This is a genomic window from Deinococcus pimensis DSM 21231 (assembly GCF_000519345.1).
Taxonomy (GTDB): domain Bacteria; phylum Deinococcota; class Deinococci; order Deinococcales; family Deinococcaceae; genus Deinococcus_A; species Deinococcus_A pimensis.
The window spans coordinates 18,965-20,707 of record NZ_KI912638.1 but is presented as its reverse complement, the minus strand read 5'-3'; the positions used below and the strand labels follow the sequence as shown (position 1 = coordinate 20,707).

The 1,743-nt window shown below is 70.9% G+C and carries 2 protein-coding genes; one reads left to right on the top strand and one right to left on the bottom strand.

Annotated elements, in window-relative coordinates; all coding sequences use genetic code 11:
* The coding region (locus DEIPI_RS0110275) for an MFS transporter (RefSeq protein ID WP_027481726.1) at nt 1-1,251 on the bottom strand (1,251 nt) is incomplete at its 3' end.
* A gap of 163 nt (nt 1,252-1,414) precedes the next feature.
* On the opposite strand from DEIPI_RS0110275, the gene DEIPI_RS30085 reads away from it, so the two are divergent.
* On the top strand, nt 1,415-1,743 hold a 329-nt coding region (locus tag DEIPI_RS30085), incomplete at its 3' end, for a LysM peptidoglycan-binding domain-containing protein (protein WP_045234060.1).

The following is a 1,743-nucleotide window of genomic DNA, read 5'->3' as shown; positions in this document are numbered from 1 at the left end:
CCACAGGAGCGCCACGACGACCGCGCCGAGCGCGGCGAGCGCCGCGAGGCCCCAGCGGGGGCCGAGGGGGCCGTCCTGGGAGATCAGCGCGCCGGAGATGAGCGCGCCGGGAGGAGCCATGCCGACGAGGACGAAGCTGTAGAGGCTCATGACGCGTCCGCGCAGGGCGTCGTTGATGGAGAGCTGGACGGTGCTGTTGGCGCTGATGAGCAGCGAGAGCATGCTGAAGCCGCACGCGGCGAGGACGAGCGCGCCGACGGCGGCGTTCGGGGTGACGGCGAGCAGCAGGGAGGAGCCGAGCAGCAGGACCGCGCCGAGCCGCAGGTTGCGGACGGGGTTGGGTTTGCTGGCCTGCCAGAGCGCGCCGATCATGGCGCCCGCGCCGAAGGCGGCGTTCAGGAGGCCGAAGCCGGCGTCGCGGACGTCGAAGACGGCGCGGGCGAAGTACGGGATGATGACGTTGAAGTTGATGATGGTGACGGAGAGCCCGCCCACGTAGAGCATGACGCTGAGCACGCCGGGCGCGTTGCGGACGTATCGCAGCCCCTCGAGGGTGTCGGCGAGGAGGTTGTGTCGGCGTCCGTCGGGCTTGTGGCGGTACGGGAGGGTCGCCTGGATGGCGATGGCGACGACGTAGGCGGCGGCGTTGAGGTAGAAGGGCACGGCGAGGCGCGAGGTGGCCTGAGGGTCGCCCTTCGCGAGGAGCCACACGCCGAGCGGGATGACGACGCCGAAGAGGGCCTGCCCGAGCGTGCGCGAGACGTTGAAGGAGAGGCTGTTGAGCGCGACGGCGTTGGCGAGGCGGTCGCGGGGGACGAAGTCCGCGACCATGGACTGCCGGGTGGGCATGTTGAAGGCGTTGGCGGTGCCCGCGACGAACGCGACGGTGAGGATGAGGGGCAGCGTGACGTGGCCGGTGTGGACGAGCACGCCGAGGGTGAGGGCGCAGAGCATCATGACGAGCTGCGTGGCCTGCAGGACGCGCTGCTTGGGGAGCACGTCGATGAGGGCGCCCGCGAAGAGGCTCAGCAGCAGGCTGGGGGCGAACTGCGCGACGTTCACGAGGCCGAGGGCGCGGCTGGAGTTCCCCGTGAGTTCCAGGACGAGGTAGGACTGGGCGGTGGCCTGCATCCAGGTGCCGACGAGGTTCAGCATCTGCGAGGACCAGAAGAGCCGGAAGGTCCGGACTTCGAGGGCCCTGAACGTGCGGGCGCGCCACGCGGCGAAGCGTGAGGTGGGGGCGGCGGCCATGGCCACAGGATATTCCATTTGAAAGCATCGGATCGTGCGTGGGTGAAGGGTGAACGTGAGGACGCGCGTGGAACGGGCAGACCGCCGTGACGGGTTTGCGCTATGTGCCCGGCCTGAAGGTGTGTTACACTCGCGCTCAGAATTTCATCCTCATGGGGGGTTCATGATCCGAGCCGCACGATCCGGTGTCCGCCGCGCCCGCCTCACGGCCTGCGCCGCGCTCGCCGTCTCCGTCCTGACGTCCGGTGCCCTCGCCGCCGCCACCTACACGGTGCAGCCCGGCGACACCGCCTACTCCATCGCGCGCCGCTCGGGCCTCACCGTCGACGCGCTCCTGAGCCTCAACGGGCTCGGCGCGCCCACGCTGTCCGTCGGACAGGTCCTCATCGTGGAGGCCGAGGCGAAGGCCGCCCCCCCGGCCCCCGCCGCGCCCGCCACGTACACCGTCGTGGCGGGCGACTCCCTGTACGCCGTCGCGCGCAGGCTCGGCAC